Source organism: Halobacillus dabanensis (assembly GCF_900114165.1).
GTDB lineage: Bacteria > Bacillota > Bacilli > Bacillales > Halobacillaceae > Halobacillus > Halobacillus dabanensis.
Genome location: NZ_FOSB01000012.1, coordinates 54,924 through 73,982 on the forward strand (window position 1 = coordinate 54,924; position 19,059 = coordinate 73,982).

General features: G+C 42.7%; 19 protein-coding genes. 6 read left to right on the forward strand and 13 right to left on the reverse strand.

From position 1 onward, the window contains the following. The first annotated feature begins 246 nt into the window (after nt 1-246). Nucleotides 247-798: an NADPH-dependent FMN reductase gene (locus tag BMZ58_RS17435; protein WP_075037825.1), complete on the forward strand. Its 552-nt coding sequence runs from the start codon at nt 247-249 to the stop codon at nt 796-798. A gap of 73 nt (nt 799-871) precedes the next feature. On the opposite strand, the gene BMZ58_RS21655 is transcribed toward BMZ58_RS17435, so the two are convergent. Beyond that, entirely contained in the window at nt 872-1,492 is a 621-nt protein-coding gene (locus BMZ58_RS21655; protein ID WP_075037826.1) for a lytic transglycosylase domain-containing protein, read from the reverse strand. Between the two features lie 1,072 nt (nt 1,493-2,564). On the opposite strand from BMZ58_RS21655, the gene BMZ58_RS17445 reads away from it, so the two are divergent. Then, the gene (locus BMZ58_RS17445) at nt 2,565-2,756 is read left to right on the forward strand and encodes a hypothetical protein (RefSeq protein WP_075037827.1); all 192 of its coding nucleotides are present in this window, start codon (nt 2,565-2,567) and stop codon (nt 2,754-2,756) included. A gap of 227 nt (nt 2,757-2,983) precedes the next feature. On the opposite strand, the gene BMZ58_RS17455 is transcribed toward BMZ58_RS17445, so the two are convergent. The 7 genes from BMZ58_RS17455 to BMZ58_RS17485 all read right to left on the reverse strand — a co-directional run bounded on the left by BMZ58_RS17455 (nt 2,984) and on the right by BMZ58_RS17485 (nt 9,639). After that, complete coding sequence (locus BMZ58_RS17455) at nt 2,984-3,430, reverse strand: YueI family protein (RefSeq protein WP_075037829.1); 447 nt, start codon at nt 3,428-3,430, stop codon at nt 2,984-2,986. A gap of 63 nt (nt 3,431-3,493) precedes the next feature. After that, nucleotides 3,494-4,375, reverse strand: a complete 882-nt coding sequence (locus BMZ58_RS17460; RefSeq protein WP_075037830.1) for a diacylglycerol/lipid kinase family protein — start codon at nt 4,373-4,375, stop codon at nt 3,494-3,496. Between the two features lie 28 nt (nt 4,376-4,403). Continuing rightward, complete coding sequence (locus tag BMZ58_RS17465) at nt 4,404-4,862, reverse strand: GNAT family N-acetyltransferase (RefSeq protein ID WP_075037831.1); 459 nt, start codon at nt 4,860-4,862, stop codon at nt 4,404-4,406. Nucleotides 4,863-4,876: 14 nt separating this feature from the next. Next, nucleotides 4,877-5,152, reverse strand: a complete 276-nt coding sequence (locus tag BMZ58_RS17470; RefSeq protein WP_075037832.1) for a GNAT family N-acetyltransferase — start codon at nt 5,150-5,152, stop codon at nt 4,877-4,879. A gap of 366 nt (nt 5,153-5,518) precedes the next feature. After that, nucleotides 5,519-6,961, reverse strand: coding sequence for a carbon starvation CstA family protein (locus tag BMZ58_RS17475; protein WP_075037833.1), 1,443 nt, complete (start codon nt 6,959-6,961; stop codon nt 5,519-5,521). A 207-nt stretch (nt 6,962-7,168) separates the two neighbouring features. Beyond that, nucleotides 7,169-7,894: a LytR/AlgR family response regulator transcription factor gene (locus BMZ58_RS17480; RefSeq protein WP_083412868.1), complete on the reverse strand. Its 726-nt coding sequence runs from the start codon at nt 7,892-7,894 to the stop codon at nt 7,169-7,171. Then, complete coding sequence (locus BMZ58_RS17485; RefSeq protein WP_075037835.1) at nt 7,894-9,639, reverse strand: sensor histidine kinase; 1,746 nt, start codon at nt 9,637-9,639, stop codon at nt 7,894-7,896. Before BMZ58_RS17485 ends, BMZ58_RS17480 begins: the two co-directional genes overlap by 1 nt. A gap of 149 nt (nt 9,640-9,788) precedes the next feature. Between BMZ58_RS17485 and BMZ58_RS17490 the strand changes: the two genes are divergently transcribed. After that, nucleotides 9,789-10,571 (forward strand): carbon-nitrogen family hydrolase, encoded by a 783-nt coding sequence (locus BMZ58_RS17490; RefSeq protein ID WP_075037836.1) that lies wholly within the window; start codon nt 9,789-9,791, stop codon nt 10,569-10,571. A gap of 118 nt (nt 10,572-10,689) precedes the next feature. Here the strand turns inward: BMZ58_RS17490 and BMZ58_RS17495 are convergent, their stop codons facing one another. Next, nucleotides 10,690-11,784, reverse strand: coding sequence for a nitric oxide synthase oxygenase (locus tag BMZ58_RS17495; protein ID WP_075037837.1), 1,095 nt, complete (start codon nt 11,782-11,784; stop codon nt 10,690-10,692). Between the two features lie 66 nt (nt 11,785-11,850). Continuing rightward, on the reverse strand, nt 11,851-13,179 hold the full coding sequence (locus BMZ58_RS17500; RefSeq protein ID WP_075037838.1) for an FAD-dependent oxidoreductase: 1,329 nt from the start codon (nt 13,177-13,179) through the stop codon (nt 11,851-11,853). A 133-nt stretch (nt 13,180-13,312) separates the two neighbouring features. Here BMZ58_RS17500 and BMZ58_RS17505 point away from each other — a divergent pair, with 133 nt between their 5' ends. After that, a complete protein-coding gene (locus BMZ58_RS17505) occupies nt 13,313-14,485 on the forward strand; it encodes a pyridoxal phosphate-dependent aminotransferase (protein ID WP_075037839.1) in 1,173 nt (390 codons plus the stop codon). Nucleotides 14,486-14,526: 41 nt separating this feature from the next. Here the strand turns inward: BMZ58_RS17505 and BMZ58_RS17510 are convergent, their stop codons facing one another. Next, nucleotides 14,527-14,850 carry a hypothetical protein gene (locus BMZ58_RS17510; protein ID WP_075037840.1) on the reverse strand — a complete coding sequence of 108 codons (324 nt, stop codon included), beginning with the start codon at nt 14,848-14,850 and terminating at the stop codon, nt 14,527-14,529. Between the two features lie 266 nt (nt 14,851-15,116). On the opposite strand from BMZ58_RS17510, the gene BMZ58_RS21250 reads away from it, so the two are divergent. Continuing rightward, entirely contained in the window at nt 15,117-15,284 is a 168-nt protein-coding gene (locus BMZ58_RS21250) for a hypothetical protein (RefSeq protein WP_167360110.1), read from the forward strand. Nucleotides 15,285-15,553: 269 nt separating this feature from the next. Here the strand turns inward: BMZ58_RS21250 and BMZ58_RS17515 are convergent, their stop codons facing one another. Together BMZ58_RS17515 and BMZ58_RS17520 are read right to left on the reverse strand one after the other, a co-directional pair. Beyond that, nucleotides 15,554-17,008, reverse strand: a complete 1,455-nt coding sequence (locus tag BMZ58_RS17515; RefSeq protein WP_075037841.1) for an aldehyde dehydrogenase family protein — start codon at nt 17,006-17,008, stop codon at nt 15,554-15,556. A gap of 68 nt (nt 17,009-17,076) precedes the next feature. Then, the gene (locus tag BMZ58_RS17520) at nt 17,077-17,523 is read right to left on the reverse strand and encodes a GNAT family N-acetyltransferase (protein WP_075037842.1); all 447 of its coding nucleotides are present in this window, start codon (nt 17,521-17,523) and stop codon (nt 17,077-17,079) included. Between the two features lie 196 nt (nt 17,524-17,719). Here BMZ58_RS17520 and BMZ58_RS17525 point away from each other — a divergent pair, with 196 nt between their 5' ends. After that, nucleotides 17,720-19,048, forward strand: a complete 1,329-nt coding sequence (locus BMZ58_RS17525; protein ID WP_244151642.1) for a DUF2254 domain-containing protein — start codon at nt 17,720-17,722, stop codon at nt 19,046-19,048. Nucleotides 19,049-19,059 lie beyond the last annotated feature (11 nt).

The following is a 19,059-nucleotide window of genomic DNA, read 5'->3' on the forward strand; positions in this document are numbered from 1 at the left end:
TTAAGACCTCGAAGGGCTAGGCACTACAGCAGGGCCATACAATAAAAAGCGAAAGTATCCTGATAGTCCTGGCACCACATTTTACATTGGACTCCTTTAAAAAGGTTGTTTATATTATAGAAGAATTAAAAAATATTACGATGACTGAGGCAATCCAACACATACTAAAACTGGCTACATAGCCCATTTTTTAATTTTCTGCATACGATATCATAGCTCAATGAAAACGAAGGGGAGAAAGTTGTCATGAAGATTCTACTACTAAACGGAACGATTGTCGGGAAAAAAACCCGGACGCTTCTTGACGAAATTGAAAAATATATACAGCAACTGCCCACGACTCATGAAACGAAAATGGTGGACTTGGAAAATTATGAATTACAATTCGTCGATGGGCGACCATCCGAAGAATATAACGATGATATGAAAACATTGATCAGAGAAATTGAAGAAGCAGATGCTTATGTCATAGCGACACCTGTCTTCCAAGGATCCATTCCAGGGACATTGAAAAATGTTTTTGACGCTGTTTCTCCACTCGCCATGAGATACAAACCTGTATCCATCGTTGCGAATGGAGGAACATTGCAACATCACCTCGTAGTCGAAAATCAACTCAAACCGATTCTCAATTACTTCCGGTGCATGGTGACACCAAACTACGTGTATACACACACGAACCACTTTTCCACCCATGGAGAGCTCATTGACGAAGACGTACGCAACCGCCTAAAAGAAATGACCGTTGTCTTTGATCAATACATGCAAATGAGCAGAGAATTAGAGCCCGATAAGTAAATTTCCTATACCTATTTTCCTTAACACAGAAGAGGCCACGTCATGCTGAAAGAATGACGTGGCTTCTTCTGTGTTAACCAAGGATTTTCGTTATGTAATTCTGCGTTTCACGAAAGGGTGGAACCCCGCCATATTTATCGACATTGCCTGGCCCTGCATTATAGGCAGCAAGAGCAAGCTTTTCGTTTCCGTCATAACGATCCAGCATTTGCTTTAGATACTTTGTTCCTCCCATAAGGTTCTCTTCAGGATCGAAAGGGTCCATTACACCTAGACCCTGGGCTGTAGACGGCATGAGTTGCATTAATCCTTGCGCCCCTGCATGACTAGTCACATCTGGATCAAAATTAGACTCAGCCTGGACGACAGAACGAACCAACTTTTCGTCAATACCGTGGTAGGCTGCGGCCTTTTGAATTAATTGATTCACACCAGGTGTCCCTCCGCTTACTTCAGGAGCCTGTGTAGAGTCTGCCTGCTGCTGAGATGATATAGAAGGCATGTAAGATGGTATAGAACGTTCTACTGTTTTATTCTTTGTGGAATTACTAGTGGCCGATTCTGCCAGAGCCGCATCAAGCAGGCTTTGAAACGTCATGGACTGCATTCCACTTGAAAAACTATTATCACTTCGTTTTCGTAACATCGACATGGCTTGCATTTGGATCATAAGTTGGATTTTGCTGACATCCATGGTCCCCACTCCAAATTAATTGTTATTATCAGTCTACCTGATTCCGACTTCTTAAACAATCTCCACTTGAATATATTTTACATTTTACCAATAGTAGACAAAACTTGAGAAAAACTTTTACTAAAACCACTAATGAGTTATCCAATCTGCTTGTTTTTTTCCCAAAGCAGAAGCCCCCCTAAGAGTGATACAATAAGGATAGCAGAAGAGATACTGACTAATTTGCAAGTACTAAGACGTGCAGGTTGTCCACTTCTTAGTACCAACTACCCTAATTCAGTTTTTATTTATTTTGTATGTACTCTCTTTTGTCTCTTACGTCGAATCACCTACTATTTTTCCCCGCCAGGAAAAATAGCCTGTAGATTTTATGGTCTGTCTTCCCTCAATCAAAAGACAGCAACCATCCCCCCCTTTTGCCCATTCAAAAGGGGATTTTTTTTGCCCAATCCCCCACCTCTCCCCTCCAATAAAGCTCCCTATTCCATAAGACTCAGTTTCGAGATAATCCGGGGAATTGTTTGCCATATTAGGAGACAGGGGTGGTAGGGAAGCTACTCGTCTAGCTCCCTCGTCCAGACACTCGCGACAGAAGCAGAACAGAAAAGGAATGAAAAGGCACATTCCGTTGCTGTTCTGCTTATGCCAGTGATATCTACCAGGAAAGCGCTACATATCAAGCTTCCACGTCTAAAATGACCAGTGGAGAGTGTTTCATATTATCCGCTTCGCTTTAGCATACAGCACGTCTCCCAGAAGTGGTTTCGAGATACTGATATGGCAAAGGAGCGGAGGGGAATGGCGGGACTCCTGTGGGAAAAGAGTGCTAGGTGAGACCCCACAGTCCGAGGAGGCTCACCGCGCTCCCACGGAAAGCGAGTCATCCCCCGCAGCACCATCCACTTATACAAAAGTCTCGAAACGGAGTCTTCAGGATACTGCCAGTTAGTTGAAGGGTTTTATAATACATAAAACGATGTTTGAGTGGACAAGCCGCCAAAATTTTTATAAAAAATCAAATATTCCTCGTTTGTACATCATATATTGAAAGTACAAAGGAGGTGGAACAGAGATGGATTTCAACAACCGTGTGTTCCTGTTTTTGGCCGCTTTACTGTCGGGTTACGCCCTCTACAACCTTGGTGACACAGCTGGAAACTTTTTCGATCAATTCTTGTTCTATGCCGGCTACATTGCAATGATTCTATTTTCTTTTGCTATTATTATCGTCGGGCTGGCAAGATTCTTAAGTCAGTATAAGTAAAGAATGGCTCCCTCTAGGGGGGACGTGTTTGAAAAAGGCTGCGGAGTCCGCAGCCTTTTTTATGCTCTCGAAAGTTATAAAGTTCAATAATCTTGGATATTTTCCAGAAGGCGGAAACCGAATCCAGTGCTCAGCCAATCACATCATAAGAAAACCATCTTGCGAAAGGGAAGGTCGCCATAAATTTACATATGCATTCTTGTCTACTGGTGCGTCCTATTCCTTACTTATTCTGAAGGTTTGAAAAGTGATTTGAAGAAACCTTTCATCCCGTTCTCTCCGGTAGAATCTTTCTTCTCTTTTTCCTCCACCTCAATAGTGACTGTTTCTTTCTCGATGGCATAGTCGAGCGTTAATACAGCGCCAAGATCCGTTTCTGATTCTTGATTCGAAATAGTAGTGTGATGAATATTATATTTATCAGCGATATCCATATAGGGCGATAAAAAACGATAGCTCACATTCCCGTTCAATAGCAATTTAGCCTCCGGATATTGCTTCATATTTTCAGCCAGTTCCTCGTTCCCCAGTTCTTGCATGACTTGCCCTTTGGTTAACGTTAGCAAAGCCCGTTCCCTCAAGGTGCCAAGGAACTTTTTTCTTTCTCCTGGTTTTGTTTCTCTGCTTCCATATATACCTTCTTGTAAGTAATCTTCCATATTTGGTTTCTTCATAAATTCACCTCATTCCATCCTAGTATGACACAGAAAAAAGGCTGCAACCTTGGCAGCCTTTTCCTATTCTACTACGACCCTAATATGGGAAGGAAGGACAGATAACTCCACAGGTAAGGAATCCCCCTCTTCCCCATCCACGTTTGTTACTAAGTTCTCTTCAGAAGAAAGTTTGATATGGTCTGCCTTAAAATATTCGACATCTTTTTCGTTTTTCAATTCTCCTCTTAGTATCGCCGACACAATAGAGGCGAGACGGATCATATTCACCTGGGTAACAACATAGCAATGAATTTTTCCGTCATTCACCTTTGCTTCAGGGGATAATTTCTCAAAACCACCTGCTGAATTAGTCAGAGCCGCTAGAAAAAGAAATGAACCTCCTTCCCAAACCTTCCCGTCATACTCAATACGGATAGGATAACTACTATTATTGGATATGGTTTTCATCCCTTCCATAATATAGGCCAATGGTCCGAATTTTGTTTTTTGTTGAGGCTTCACCTCGTAGGTGGCTTCCGCAATCGCTCCAGCTGCTACGATATTGACGAAATATTGGTCATTAAAACGCCCGATGTCTACTTCTTTCGCACGATTTGATTTGAGAATATCAATTGCTTTTTCCACATCAAGAGGAATATCGAGGGCTCTGGCAAAATCATTGACCGTCCCTAAAGGTATAATACCTAACAAGGGACGGTGTTTTTGATCGACCATACCATTAATTGTCTCATGGAGAGTTCCGTCCCCACCTAAAGAGACAACAAGGTCAAACTCATCTTTACAGGCGTTTTGACAATATAGCGTTGCATCCAATTCTTTTTCCGTCTGAGCAACGTTTACATCATACCCTTTATCAAACAGGATTTTTTCGATTTTTTCAACATGATCCAATGCTTCTTCTTTCCCTGAGGAGGGGTTAACGATAAGCATGGCCTTTTTCATTAGAATTCCTCCCCTAAGCCTGGTGACTTCATTCCTTTTGTTTATGTTCAAAAAGCGTGCTGACAGGAGTGAACCCGCTCTTCCGAATAAATTCGCTTATTCCGTTATGATAGTCGTCCAGATTCACCTGGATGGCCTCAACCCCCTGACTATGCATCCAATTCATTAATTGCTGAAAAAGCTCTGTTCCGATGCCTTCACGACGATAAAACTCATCAACAAAAACTTCCCTTACGTATCCATATTCGTCTGGACCCCCATGTTGATCGATAACTCCAAGCACATATCCAATCATACGTCCGTCCATGTCTGCAACAAGTAGTTTCTGCTTTGGGTTATTCGCTAAAAGTTGATCTGCCGCCCAATATTTGCGATCTCTAAGTTGTTCATTCCTCTGGCGGCTGGTTTTGATGGAATGTAGAAAATCGATGCTATACCTCGTGAAATGCATGAGATCCTTCTCTTCAGGTTCCCTGATTTTCACCATCAGAAACTCCTCCTCTACTTGTTTAACACCACACGGTACTCTGGGGTTTGTTCCATCACTTCCCTAGCGAAAGAGCAAACGGGGTCGATTTTCCATTTATTTTTTCTAGCGTGATTGACAGCATAATCGACCAACTCACGCCCTAGCCCTTGTTCACGTTCGGAAGGGTCAACAAATGTACTAGTAATAATCATCGTATTATTTTCCTCTTCAAATAGAAGTTGAGCTTTGGGATCTTCTTCATCCCCTATATATAATTTACCTTTTTTCACGTTAATTTCTTGTTCCATAATCGATCTCTCCTTTCTTTATAAAGGATACCCTCTCACTCTTAAGAAAAACCTTCCCTCAAATACAGATTTTATAATCTCCCCTTTTGGATTATGACTCCTGCTGGAAAGTGTTCAAATCGCCATGGTGACACGACTGGCATAAGCAAAACACATAATGTGCCTTTTCGGATCTTGGATGTTTTGCTTATGATGCGAGTGTCTGGGCGATGGAGCTAGACGAGTAGCTTCCAAGGTCCCTTTCGCACTCTCCCATATGTCTCGATACCGGCTCTTCTAGAATAGGGAGCTTTTTGGGAAGCAGAATTCAGGATTGTTCACCTATAAAAAAAGCACCCAACGCTATGGCGCAGGGTACTTTTGGCATTATGCCGTTTGTTTCAAATCTTCTTCCAATGGAATATCTTTTTGTAAACCGCGGCGGGCGGCGATAAAGAACACAGTCACTACAACGACAGTCAAGACAGCAGCAATGACATAGGACACGTCCAACGGTAGACCGAAACCGATCGGTGCATTAATGATATAGGTGAATGTCGCCATTGTCATGAATGTTGCTGGTATAGCGGCAATGAAATAATTTTTACGAGACAAGAACAAGTACATAGCTCCTACCCATAGTGCAATAACAGCTGTTGATTGGTTCGCCCAGGAAAAGTACCTCCAAAGCAATGTAAAATCAATCCGCGTCAATACAAAAGAGATGACAAACATAGGAACAGCAATCCAAACACGACTCATCACTTTTTTCTGAGGAATTTTCAGATAATCAGCAATGATCATACGGGCACTGCGGAAAGCTGTATCACCGGAAGTGATTGGAAGAATAATTACTCCCAGCACCGCTAATGTCCCTCCTACTGCTCCAAGCATAGCAATGGATACTTCACTGACGACAGCAGCTGGTCCACCACTAGCCAGCACCTCGTTCAGTCCTGTAGAACCATTGAATAGGCTCATGGCAGCCGCAGCCCAAATCATAGCGATAATTGCTTCTGCTATCATCATGCCGTAGAAAATACGACGTCCTTGTTTTTCCTTTTGTGTCGTTCTTGAGATAATTGGTGATTGTGTTGCGTGAAAACCAGACAAAGCACCACAAGAAATCGTTAAGAACAACAGCGGGAAAATCGGTGCATTATCGGGATGCATGTTTGTCAGGCTCAATTCAGGAATCGGCGCACCCGTAACTACTAGAGAAACCCCAACTCCGATGGCACTGATTAATAGAAGTGCTCCGAAAATCGGGTAAAAACGTCCGATGATCTTATCAATTGGCAGCATCGTAGCTAAGAGATAATAAGCAAAAATAACAAGCAAAATAATCGGAAGAGATAACCAGCTGCTTGTCATGTTGTGAAGTAGGTCCGCCGGGGCTGTCACGAACACGGTTCCAACTAGAACAAGCAATAAAATAGCAAAAGCATTGACAACATGTTTCATCACTTTCCCTAAAAACTTTCCGGCAAGTTCAGGCAAGTGAGCCCCACGGTTGCGGATCGAAATCATTCCTGTCAAATAATCGTGAACAGCCCCGGCAAAGATAGATCCGAGCACAATCCATAAAAAAGCTACAGGACCATACAGGGCACCCAAAATAGGACCAAAAATCGGACCTACCCCCGCTATATTCAAAAGTTGAATCAGTGAGTTTCTTTTTTCTCCCATCGGTAAGTAATCGACTCCATCACCGTGAGAATAGGCAGGAGTTTGGCGATCCGTATTAACACCAAACGTTTTCTCCACATATTTACCGTACGTAAGATAACCAACTATTAACAGTACTATACTAACTAAAAATGTAATCATGGTATATCCTCCTTCATTGCATTTGCAACCGCTTACAAGAAATATACCAAGATACCGCTTTCATTAGGGAGGTTTCTGTTCAACATGTAAGATCTCATGTCTAACATGTTGAATATACGGATTGAAAAACATAGAGTTATAAGAGAAAAACCAAATTAAGAGAACGCCAAAGAAGGAAACCTGGTCTATTAACTACACCTTACGTTTTTATAATTCCAGTTTATTCCTCAAATCTCTCACATAATTCCTGCTGACAGAAAGTTTCTCATCAGTACTTTTAAGCTCCAGTTGATATGCCCCATTGAACCATGGAGAGAGGCGATATATATAATCGAGATTTACGAGATAACTTTTATGAATGCGAAAGAAGGAAAAACCTCGGAGACGTTGTTCCACATCTTTAAGCGCATCCTTCGTTTCGTACACTTTTTCTCTTCCGACAATTTTGGTGACACGTCCTTCTCTATACACATAAATGATTTTGCCAGGGTCAATATATTCAATGGTACCGTCTACTTCGACCGCAAATTTGGAAGGAGTGTAATCAGGCTTCCTTTCATATGGATGTAATTTTTTCTGGATTCTCTCGATTGTTTCCCCCGACTGCTCTTCATCAAAAGGTTTCAGTAAGTAATCAACTGCTTGCTGGCGGAAGGCTTCGACTGCAAAATCCGGATATGCCGTCGCAAATACGATTTCCGGCACTTTCTTTAATTCTTGCACCGCCTTGGCAACAGCCATGCCATCCATCTTTGGCATTTCTACATCTAGAAAAAGGACATCGGGCTGTAACTTCAATGTCTCCATGACAGCTTCCTCCCCAGACTTTGCCTGTCCAATGACTTCGATGTTTTCATATGGTTCTAATAAAAAAATCAGCTCTTCTCTGCTGAAACGCTCATCATCGACGATGAGCGTTTTTATTTTTTCCATCAACCCTCTTCCTCCTCTTTTTGCATTGGAAGTGTAAAGAAGACTTTCGTTCCTTTTCCTTCATCACTTACAAAGTGCAGCTTTGAATTTTCTCCGTGCATATGTTCCAACCGTTTATTAACATTATACAAACCGAAACCAGTCCCTTGTTTTGATTCTACTGACTGTTCACCCAAAAGAGTGATCCGTTCTTGGTCAATCCCTTTTCCATTATCTTTTACTACCACTTCAACCTCGCCATCACGCATTTTTATCATGATTTTAATTTCTGCATAGGCATCTTGATCTTTAATCCCATGTTTTATGCTGTTCTCCACAAGCGGCTGTAAGGTAAGGGGAGCAATTTTGGCAGACAATGCTTTCTCATCAATCTCATAGTCTACATGCAACCGATCAACAAAACGGGTTTCTTCAATTAATAAATAAGATTTCACATGCTTCAATTCTTCTTTTAAGGATGTCCATGTTTTCGTTGTAGCCCCTAAATTTTGGCGAAAAAATTTCGATAGTGCCATGAGTAAAGTCCGCGCTCGATCAGGTTCTGTACGTGTCAAAGAAACGATGACATTCAAAGAGTTGAAAAGAAAATGCGGGTTCACCTGGGCCTGTAATGCCTTCACTTCAGCCTCCCTGGCAAGCTCTTCTGCTTTTTCTGCATCCGCGAGTTCCAGCTGCTGACTCAAGAGAGCACTTAAGCCTTGAATCAACTCCAGCAAGACATTGGAGATTTCTTTTTCTGTCGTCACATAGAACTTTAATGTCCCTACCACTTTTTGCCGTTTTTTCAATGGTACAATCACTGCGGCCCCAAGCGGACAATTTGGATGCTGACAATGAATCTCTTCGTGACGGACGACCACCCGTTTTCCTGTATTGATGACTTCTCTTGTTGCATCTGTTTGAATCGGTTCTCCGGATTTATGATGATCATCAGCTTGACCAACATGAGCCAGAATATGTTGCTCATCGGTCATTGAAATGGCACTCACTTGAACCTCACTAAAAATGATCTGACATGCTTTTTCAGCAGATTCTTTCGTTAAGCCTTTCCTCAAGTGAGAGACCGTATATTCTGCAAGTTTGAGAGCTTTCTGGGCTTGCAGTGCTCCCACTTTCTCCTCTTCATGCAAGACATTACGGATAATCAATAAAAAAAGCGCCGAACCCACACCATTTGCCACAATCATCGGTAACCCAATTTCCTGGACAAGTGCCCACGCACGGGAAAATGGACTTGAAACAAGTAGAATAATGCCCATCTGAACTGTTTCTGCAAGTGCACCGACGAAGAGTGCTGTCTTCAACTTCAGCGGCTTCCCTTTTTTATGGAATATACCTGCAATCACTCCAGCCACCACGGCAGATATGCCGCAAGCAACCCCGGTAAAGCCACCTAATGAAACCCGATGCACTCCAGCAATGATACCCGCACCGATACCAATCCGATAACCACCAAACAGCCCTGCTGCTACAATTCCGATGACTCTGGAGTTTGCAAGAGCTTCCGATTCCACGAGGTTGTACGCCCACCGGCCGAAATCTAATGAAGTTGTATTATAGGTGATTCCTGTGTATGTACCGATAATTCCAAACAAACCAAAAAATCCGATAGCCATATAGCGTTGCCTGTGGTCCAAAGTCTTCTGATCGATTAACTCCCTGAAAAAGCGGAAGCGGGTGATAATAAAAGCCACTGTAACAATAATGCCTAGCCGCTCCAGCATAGGAAGAAGCAATTCAAACATAGCTTCCCCTCCCTTTACTCACGATATATAGTCGAACCTTTTATGGAATCATATTCATTAACTCTTATTGTAGCATGGTAGCAGAGAATGATACGAAAGGAGAAAGCGTCATAATTTTCTGATACAATGTAAGGTAATGAGGTGATAGAATGACAAATAAACTAGCGATTATACAAATGGATATCGCATTTGGAAACCCTGAAACGAACCGGAAACGAGCGACAGAAAAAATAAAAGAAGCAGCAGCAAATGGTAGTGAATTCATCTTGTTGCCCGAACTTTGGACGACAGGCTATGACCTATCCCGCTTCGATGAAATCGCCGAAGACATGACAGGTCCGACACACCGATTACTGCTCGACTTGGCTCGTGAACATAAAATAACCATCGCAGGGTCGATAGCGGAAAAGGATGGAGGGAATTTTTACAACACTTTTATAGCCTACGACAAGGATGGCGAACTCCTGATAAAGTATAGGAAAGTGCATCTCTTCCGCTTGATGAATGAGGAGAAATTTTTAGAATCAGGAAACACGAAAGGAAATTTCAAGCTTGGGAGCTTTCCTGTGGCTGGAGTGATTTGTTATGACATCCGCTTTCCTGAATGGATGCGCACCCATATGCTGGACGGATCACGTGGGTTGTTCGTTGTCGCTGAATGGCCGAAGCCTCGTGTAAACCATTGGCGTAACCTGTTGATTAGCCGAGCGATTGAAAACCAATGCTTTGTTATCGCTTGTAACCGGGTTGGCTCTGACCCAGGCAATGAGTTCGGCGGACACTCCATCGTCGTCGACCCGTGGGGAAATGTTGTATCGGAGGGTGGATTTGAGGAAGAAATTGTTTATGCAGAGGTTGATTTCACTGCGGTAGAATCCATCCGGCAACAGATTCCGATTTTCCAGGATCGCCGTCCCGACCTCTATGAATGATAAGACCTAGAGGGACGAAGAACAGAACCTGGATGATAACAGATAAAGACAACAATAATCACCACCATTTATTAATCACCGTAAAATATGCCTAATACGAAAAAAGCTTCCAGCTGGATCACCAGTTGGAAGGCTTTTTTTCATATACGGGTGTTTGATAAAAGTAATTCGGTGTATCCATTCGATTTTCGTAGGACGCATGGAAAATGTGTGTCGCAGCCGGAGAAACGGGGGGAATAAGCCACGTCCAGTCTCCAGTTGTCTGGCGCCCGCAAGCCTGTTCCTTTTTCTCAAACTGTCGGAACTGTTGAGCGGCGGTATGATGATCGACGAGACTCACTCCTTCCGACTGGTATGAATAGAGGACCGCTTGATTCACTTCGATCAGCGCACGATCTTTCCACAATGAATTATTACGTTTCGTGTCAAGTCCCATCGCTTTTGCTACCACAGGCAAAAGATCGTACCGGAAATCATCTGCAAGATTCCGTGCCCCGATTTCTGTTTCCATATAAAATCCATTGAATGGCGCAGCCGTGTATTCCAATCCACCGATTTCAAGGCACATATCAGATATGATAGGTACCGCGTACCAACGAAGGTCCAAATCTTCAAACCAATCATATTCTGGATGACGGAGCGGGACTTCGAGTATCTTTTCCTTTGGTATATGGAACCATGCTGGCTCATGATCACCAACCTGGATTACTAGAGGCAGAACATCAAAAGGAGTGCCATCCCCTTCCCATCCTAACCGCCGACATTGTCGGGTGAACTCGATGGAAGCAGGATCTCCGATAACCTTTTCTCCCTCTTGATACCCCGCATATCGGATGAGTTGATGGTTCCAAATGCGAACGGCTTTTTCTGGTGTTTTCGGTTTGAATATGGTGATAGTAGAACGGATCCGACCTCCATTGGTGGCGAACTCCAAATGGTCGAACATCGCATCACGAATTTCCTCTTCTGTTTCCAAGTGACGAGCATCGAATACGTTCAGACTGTTCCAAAACAAGCGCCCAATACAACGATTACTGTTTCGCCATGCCACTTTAGCACCGTATTCAAGCTCTTCATAGGTGTGTGTATAACTCCCCGTTTCAAAGATTTCACGCTCGACCGCGATAAGCCTTTCCTCTACAGAGGGAACGTTTTCCTCTGTATGATACTGACGGATGAATGCCTCTGCCTCTTTATATAAATGTGTCTTCACAGTACGAATCCTCCTGTATGGTGCTTCACTCTTATCCTACCATACAAACGTACTATTCTCCGCGTATCAATCTGCCTTTCGGGCTGCCTGTTGAACCGGATCCCAAACACTGTTATATGGAGGAGCATAGGCAAGATCCAAATCTTCCAGCTCATCTATCGTCATCTCATGGAAGAGAGCTGTGGCAAGAACATCAATGCGCTTATCCGTCCCTTGCTTCCCAATGATCTGAGCGCCGAGTATTTGACGTGTTTCTTCATGATAAATCATCTTCAATGTCATCGGATCATCTTTTGAATAATATCCTGCTGCGTGCGTCGAGTCGATGGTTATTTTATTATACGGAAGCCTTTCCTTCTCCGCCTCCCGTTCAGATAAACCGGTACGAGCAAGAGTTAAATTGAAAAATTTCAAAATCGCGGTTCCTACGATGCCCCTGAATGAGCGCTTCTTGTCAACCATATTCAGACCGGCAATCTGCCCTTGTTTATTGGCGTGTGTTCCTAAGGGAATATAATCATCCTTCTTCTTGATTCGATGATATTGCATGGCACAGTCGCCAGCTGCGTATATATCGAGGATGCTCGTTTCCATGAAAGCATTAACCGTTATGGCGTCATTCAGCCCTTTATAGATACCCGTCCCTTTCATAAAAGACGTGTTCGGCGTGACACCTACAGCCACAAGGACAAGATCTGTTTCATACTTCCCTTGATCAGTGATCACTTTTTCTACTTTTCCATCCCCTTCAAAACCTTCCACTGATTCTCCTAAATGCACTTCCACACGGTTCCTTTCAGCTTCCTCAAGAATTAATTCTCCCATATCTTCATCAAAATTCTTCGCAAGCTGTGGCCCACGATCAATCAGTCGGACTTGTTTCCCGGCTTGTCTAAAACTTTCGGCCATTTCAAGCCCAATATAACCTCCGCCGATGATGGTAACGTGATTTACGTTTTCGGTTGTAGCATTGATAATCTCCTCTATATCAGGAATGGTTTTTAAAGAATAGACACCTTCAAGGTCACTCCCTTTCCACGGCGGCATGACCGGCGCGGCCCCAGAAGCTACGAGAAGACGATCATATTTCAATTCATAAACTTGTCCTTGCGAATCTTTTGCATACACAAGTTTTTGCTCACAGTCTACTTCGGTAACCATATTTTTTGTCCGAACGTCGATACCATATTTATTCCGGAAAGTCTCCGGTTTACGAGCGATCAGGTCATCTGTCGACTCTACGTCCCCGCTCAAAACATAAGGAAGCCCACATTGCCCATAGGAGGTTATTTCGCCTTGCTCCAAAACAGTAATATCGTGGCCTTCACTATTTCGTACAATCTGCATTGCAGCACTCATGCCAGCCGCATCTCCCCCGATGATGACAAAATTCATTCCAAACACTCCTTCGTCTAGCATCTATTCTTTTATTCTTTGCCTTTATGGTTCCCACTCAAACTTCTATCATGTTACACTATCGTTATTACTTTTGTTCGACTTTTCAAAAAAATACGTTGAGGTGAAGATTATGAAGCAGTTTAATACATCCAAAGCATTACAGCGATTGCCAGATCAGTTTTTCGCAACTATGATTGATAAATTAGATCTATATAAAGAACGCGGTTATGACACCGTGAATTTAGGTCAAGGGAATCCAGATCAGCCGACACCCGACCATATCGTCGATTCACTTAAAGAAGCAGCCGAAAACCCTGTTTATCATCAATACCCACCTTTCCACGGTTTTGATTTTTTCAAAGAAGCTGTCGCTGAATTTTATAAACGGGAATATGATGTCACTCTTGATCCAAAGACGGAAGTAGCGATTATGCCAGGCAGCAAAACAGGTCTTGTGGAACTGAGCCAATGCTTCCTCGACCCCGGTGATATCGCCCTTGTTCCAGACCCTGGTTATCCAGATTACTGGTCAGGGATTGAAATGGTCGGAGCTGAAATGAAATCCATGCCTCTACGAGAAGAAAACCAATTTTTGCCGAACTATGAGGAAATTGATTCGGAAAGTTGGGAGAAAGCGAAGCTTATGTTCCTGAATTATCCAAATAATCCTACAGGCGCAATTGCAGATGCTGCATTTTTCGAAAAAACGATTGAAGAAGCAGAAAAACATGACGTCTGTGTCGTCCATGATTTTGCATATGGAGCGATCGGATTTGATGGTACTAAACCACTGAGCTTCATGCAGATGGAAGGTGCTAAAAACGTGGGTGTCGAAGTTTATACAATGTCTAAAACCTACAATATGGCCGGATGGCGTGTCGCTTTCGCCGTCGGCAACCCTAGTGTAATCCAAGCTCTTGAGGTGATACAGGATCACTATTTCTGCAGCATTTTCGGCGGCCTGCAAAAAGCATCAGCCACCGCCCTGCTAAGCTCCCAGCAATGTGTTACAAATCTAGCGGAAACATATGAAAAAAGACGCGACCTCCTTGTCGGCGGATTACAGGAAGCAGGATACCACGTGGCACCATGTAAGGGGTCATTCTTCGCCTGGCTTCGAGTACCTGAAGGCTTCACCTCACAAGGATTTGCGGATGAACTATTAGAGGAGACCGGTTTATTCGTGGCCCCCGGGATCGGTTTCGGTAAACATGGAGAAGGTTATGTGAGGATCGGGTTAAACAATTCCGAAGAAAACCTTCGTGATGCCTTGAGAAGATTCAAAGCTTTTGCGGAAAAATGACAAAAGAGGGACTTTCCTATAAACAGGAAGTCCCTCTTTCTTTAGCCAACATATGACTTCAAAAATATGATTGCCTCATCTTCAGACTGAAATTTGAATGAGTACCCGTAATGGATCAGATCTGAACCAGTATTGTGCCTTTTAGGGAATTTAATAAAAGAAGTATTGTGGTTTAACCCCGAAGATTGTTCCATAAGCTTTTCACTCTCTTCCACCCTCTTTGGATTCAGGACAGTCGTAATTTCTTTGTTTGGTAACAAATAGAATACTTCCCCAGTAGATTTCCCCACTAATTCCACGGATTTCGTACTTTCTTTTGTGATGATATAGCCGTTATTTATTAGTTCTTGTTTTAATCTTTCCATAAACAACCCTCCGCTTCCCTTTCATTAGTACTCTTTTATTTTACACCAAGGGGTGATTTATTGGAGTGTTAGATTGATCGACATCAAAACAAGTCCCTAGAATGTAATTTTTTCCTTCAAATGGACAGAAAAATTGTTCACTTTTCGAAAGTAAACTAATAAAGTGAGTTTTTTCCTAAAATAAAAATATATATTGAATACTTGCTCCATTTGTATTTTAATTATCATATACAAACATACTACATAGGTTGTACAGGAGGGATTACATGTACGCATTGGTAAGAAAAGATCAACATAAGATAGAGTTTTTAAAAGACCCAATCGATCGTCGTGACAAGATTTTCCCCCATGAAGAAGAGGCAGCAAAATATGCCCAAAAGTTAAACCTATATATACAAACGGGAGCGAAGTGGGAAGTCGAAAAGTATATATAACCCCCTCAATAAAGGTCCCTATTCTTAAAGATCAGTTCGAGATATCCGGGGCAGTGCGAATGGGGTCTTGGAAGCTACTCGCCTAGCTTCATCGCCCACCCTATAAAAAGCGAACCTTTTCCCCTAGCCCCTAAAACACTCCCGATATCTCGGAATCGTGTCTTCCAGAATACTGCCATATTGTTGAATAATTGTACTGCAGCGACAGAAGAACATTAACTAAAAAAGGGAAGCTACCCTGAGTTGGGTGGCTTCCCTTTTTGGTATTATTAAAACGGAAATTCACGATAGCCGTTCATGACACCAACCGTTTTAACGGTGGTGAATTTATCTAACGCCCATTCTCCACCAAAACGGCCGATGCCGGAGTCTTTTTCACCACCGAAAGCGACGTGGGCTTCATCGTTGACGGACTGGTCATTTACATGTACCATACCCGTTTCCATTCGTTTAGCAACTTCCACCCCGCGATGCACATCCTGGGTGAAAACAGAGCCACTCAATCCATAAGGGGAACTGTTGGCCAATTCAATCGCTTCTTCTTCCGACGAAACACGAATAACCGCAGCAATAGGACCGAAGACCTCATTATTTGCAATCGGCATGTCTGTTGTAACACGTGACAAAACGGTTGGTTGCATCACAGTCCCATCTGCCTCCCCGCCTGTCAGAATTTCAGCACCTTGGTCAATACTCCCCTTCAAGTCTTCCTGAATCCGTTCGACAGCATCCATATTAATAAGAGGGCCAATCACTGTATCCTTTTCTGAAGGATCACCTGCCTTCAGGCTTTCTACTTTTTCTTTAAACCTCTCAATGAATCTCTCATGTACCTGCTGGTGGACGATGATTCGATTCAATGACATGCAAATCTGTCCCTGATGGAGAAATTTCCCGAATGCCGCTGCTTCTACCGCTTGATCGATATCGGCATCTTCGAGGACAAGCATGGCGTTATTACCTCCCAATTCAAGGGCTGTATCCTTGATGTACTTGCCTGCAAGTTCTCCAATATGACTACCTACTTCCGTAGACCCTGTAAAGGATATTAACTTTGGAACAGGATGGGTGACGAATGCATCACCGATTTCTGAACCACGGCCCACCACTACATTTATGGTACCTTCAGGAAAACCCGCTTCCTCAAACAGATCAGCAATTAAAAGGCCGGATGTAACTGGTGCATCAGAGGCCGGTTTGACAACGACCGTGTTTCCTGTGGCAAGAGCTGGTGCAATCGAACGCATCGCCAAGTGAAACGGGAAGTTCCACGGTCCAATCACCCCGATGACACCTTTAGGAGAACGATAGACTCGATTTTCTTTCCCATTTGTATTCGATGGTAAAATCTGTCCACTCATCCTCGTCGTAAAGCTTGATGATTCACGGATAATCCCAATTGCTGCCTGAAATTCAACTTCCGCTTTTACGACCGTACTTCCTGCTTCCTTCACAAGCCAATCTATGATTTCATCTTTCCGTTCATGGATGACTTTCAAAAGCCGATCAAAATAGGCCTGTTTTTTGACAGGGACTGTCGCCATCCAGGACTTTTGTGCATCATTCGCTGCCTTGTATGCTTCCTCCAGATCCTCTTCATTAGCAGAAGGGATCTGAGCGATTGTCTGCTGTGTAAAAGGATTGATATTATGGACAACTTTCTCACTCGAGCCATTTTTCCACTGGCCATTAATATATTGTTTCGTAAATGTACTAGGACTCAATTTTCAAACCTCCATTCGGAAATTATAAACAAAGTTCTCATTCCCGCTTTCAGAGGCTGCAAAACGAATCACTGAACATCCATCAGCATATCTACGTGAGGAATTCCATCTTCCAGGTACACCTCGGAAACTTCTTTGAATCCGAATGATCCATAGAAATGGCGCAAATGTTCCTGGCCGTGAAGCCAAATATGGTCGACCTTATAACCTGTATGCAAAACTTCTATTGCCTTGTTCATCACTTCTCTAGCGTAACCTCCTCCCCGGTACTCTTCCATAACAAGTACACGGCCGATACTATAGTACTCCTCTCCATCTGCCGGCGGAACAATCCGGCAATAAGCAGCCAACTTCCCTTCGTCTTCCAGCCAAATATGTAAACACTCTTCATCACGGCCATCCACTTCTGGATAAGGGCATTCTTGTTCCACTACAAAAACGGCTACCCTGACTTGGAGAATTTCATATAATTCTTCCTTAGTTAATTCTTGAAACGTCTTTTGAACCCACTTCATAAATGAATCCCCTCCTCTACTTACATTTCAATATAACCTAACAAAAAACCAAAAACAAAACTTTAATAGAATAGTATTTTCGGTTTTGAAACAAGGAGATTAGGGGAAAATACGACTATGCTCAACACATAGAAGAGAGGAGGAAAACAAGATTTTCATTAAATTATTGCCCGTTTCACTTAGAAAATATCTACAAATGTCTAAGCGACAACGGAAACACGAAATGCAGATGACACTATGGTATATGCCTTTGTTATATATATCGATGTCTGTATTGGTTGTGATTATCACTTTGTTGCTTGACATTGTTTTTCAAATAGAACAATATACATTTGAATTTTTCAGGATTAATGCGGAAATTACACGAATGCTTGTCAGTACATTAATTGGAGGTATTTTGACACTGAGTGCCTTCACTTTAAACTCCTTGCTCGTTGTTTTGACAACGTTCAGCGGCCAATTTTCTCCACGTATGCTATTGAACTTTGTGGCAGATAAAAGAACCCAGCATGCACTTGGTATTTTTAATGGAAATTTCGTCTATGTGCTTCTTGTCTTTCTTTTCATCGGAAATACCGAATACGAATCTTTCGTTGCTGTACCGATTGTAACTATTTTCCTTGCTTTCACTTCATCGGTCACGTTCATTTACTTCATTAATCATGCGACTACATGGATGCAAGTCCATAATATCACCGACACGATGAAGAAATCTTCCCAGCAAATCATCAATCAGACGTTACGAAAAGACTTGGAACAATATCGAACAAAAGAGCCTGGAGATCTAATGGAAGAATATAAATCAGAGGCTCAGCAAGTCGAAGCTATCACATCAGGTTATATTCAACTCATCGATTACCGAGCCATGATTGAAGAAGCGCGCAAAGATAACATCCTTATCCAGTTCCATTCTCAAGTCGGGGATTACATCTTAAAGGGAAATAATCTGTTCAGTTTCTGGGGGCCTGATGCCCACAAAGTGGACGAAGAAAAATATTGCAAGATGGTATCCATTGATTATAAAGAAACAGAATTGCAAGACATTCAAATGGGGATGCACAAGCTTGCAGAAATCGGGATCAAGTCCCTTGGTAATGATGACCCGAAATCTGCTATCAATACCATTCATCAAATGGCTGAATTAATGCTTACAGTGGAAGATTTCATCACTTTCACCCCATATTTAGTGGACAACGAGAAACAAGTACGCATTGTCCTTTTGTCAGAGTCATTTGAATCTTATATTTACCGCGGTTTCGGTTTTATACGGCACTATGCGCGCGACAACCATTTAATTATCACAGAACTCGTTGATTCTCTCGCCATGGTCGCAGCATCCATCGATGAATCCAAACACCAAATGCTCTGGGAGTTCGCTTGTAATACGCTCGATCATATTGAAACAAAAGTCATTTATCAGCTCGATAAATCCATTTTATTGGAGTCCCTGGAACGATTAGCGAAAATCACAGGGAATAAACTGGATTATTATGCCATCTACCGCCGATTCTACCCCGTTAATTAAAGGTGAGATTT

What these genes read in the sequence shown, in the direction of transcription:
- BMZ58_RS17490 (WP_075037836.1), top strand. Translation starts at nt 9,789, where the DNA reads ATGACAAATAAACTAGCGATTATACAAATGGATATCGCATTTGGAAAC.
- BMZ58_RS17505 (WP_075037839.1), top strand. Translation starts at nt 13,313, where the DNA reads ATGAAGCAGTTTAATACATCCAAAGCATTACAGCGATTGCCAGATCAG.
- BMZ58_RS17520 (WP_075037842.1), bottom strand. Translation starts at nt 17,523, where the DNA reads ATGAAGTGGGTTCAAAAGACGTTTCAAGAATTAACTAAGGAAGAATTA.
- BMZ58_RS21250 (WP_167360110.1), top strand. Translation starts at nt 15,117, where the DNA reads ATGTACGCATTGGTAAGAAAAGATCAACATAAGATAGAGTTTTTAAAA.
- BMZ58_RS17435 (WP_075037825.1), top strand. Translation starts at nt 247, where the DNA reads ATGAAGATTCTACTACTAAACGGAACGATTGTCGGGAAAAAAACCCGG.
- BMZ58_RS17465 (WP_075037831.1), bottom strand. Translation starts at nt 4,862, where the DNA reads ATGGTGAAAATCAGGGAACCTGAAGAGAAGGATCTCATGCATTTCACG.
- BMZ58_RS17445 (WP_075037827.1), top strand. Translation starts at nt 2,565, where the DNA reads ATGGATTTCAACAACCGTGTGTTCCTGTTTTTGGCCGCTTTACTGTCG.
- BMZ58_RS17500 (WP_075037838.1), bottom strand. Translation starts at nt 13,179, where the DNA reads ATGAATTTTGTCATCATCGGGGGAGATGCGGCTGGCATGAGTGCTGCA.
- BMZ58_RS17475 (WP_075037833.1), bottom strand. Translation starts at nt 6,961, where the DNA reads ATGATTACATTTTTAGTTAGTATAGTACTGTTAATAGTTGGTTATCTT.
- BMZ58_RS21655 (WP_075037826.1), bottom strand. Translation starts at nt 1,492, where the DNA reads ATGGATGTCAGCAAAATCCAACTTATGATCCAAATGCAAGCCATGTCG.
- BMZ58_RS17470 (WP_075037832.1), bottom strand. Translation starts at nt 5,152, where the DNA reads ATGGAACAAGAAATTAACGTGAAAAAAGGTAAATTATATATAGGGGAT.
- BMZ58_RS17510 (WP_075037840.1), bottom strand. Translation starts at nt 14,850, where the DNA reads ATGGAAAGATTAAAACAAGAACTAATAAATAACGGCTATATCATCACA.
- BMZ58_RS17480 (WP_083412868.1), bottom strand. Translation starts at nt 7,894, where the DNA reads ATGGAAAAAATAAAAACGCTCATCGTCGATGATGAGCGTTTCAGCAGA.
- BMZ58_RS17460 (WP_075037830.1), bottom strand. Translation starts at nt 4,375, where the DNA reads ATGAAAAAGGCCATGCTTATCGTTAACCCCTCCTCAGGGAAAGAAGAA.
- BMZ58_RS17455 (WP_075037829.1), bottom strand. Translation starts at nt 3,430, where the DNA reads ATGAAGAAACCAAATATGGAAGATTACTTACAAGAAGGTATATATGGA.
- BMZ58_RS17525 (WP_244151642.1), top strand. Translation starts at nt 17,720, where the DNA reads ATGTCTAAGCGACAACGGAAACACGAAATGCAGATGACACTATGGTAT.
- BMZ58_RS17485 (WP_075037835.1), bottom strand. Translation starts at nt 9,639, where the DNA reads ATGTTTGAATTGCTTCTTCCTATGCTGGAGCGGCTAGGCATTATTGTT.